The 352-nt window shown below is 61.6% G+C and carries 1 protein-coding gene; it reads right to left on the minus strand.

All coding sequences use genetic code 11. From position 1 onward, the window contains the following. A partial coding sequence (locus AC0L23_RS40100) for an IS110 family transposase (RefSeq protein ID WP_473358438.1) occupies positions 1-338 on the minus strand: 338 nt, incomplete at its 3' end. Between the last annotated feature and the right edge of the window lie 14 nt (positions 339-352).

Genomic DNA, 352 nt, shown 5'->3' on the forward strand with positions numbered 1-352 from the left:
AACTTCATGGTCGGGCGTTGGACCGCCTCGGCGATGGCTTCCGCATCTCGGAAGTCATTCTTCTGTCCCTTCGAATAGGGGCGCACGTATTTCGCCGGCATCAAGCGGGCGTCGTGGCCAAGCATTTGCAGCTTGCGACTGAGGTGATGCGCGCCGACGCAGGCCTCCATGCCGATCAAGCACGGCGGCAGGTTGGCGAGCCGCGTTTCCATCTGGCCGCGCGACCACTTCTGCCGCAGCACGATGCCGCCGCGCTGATTCTGACCAATGATGTGGAACGAGTTCTTGCCGATATCGATGCCGATGACGGCGGGCGAAGCGTCGAGTTTCTGAGACATGGCGTGCTCCTTGT

The sequence above is a fragment of the Bradyrhizobium sp. MI1.4 genome, assembly GCF_055811315.1.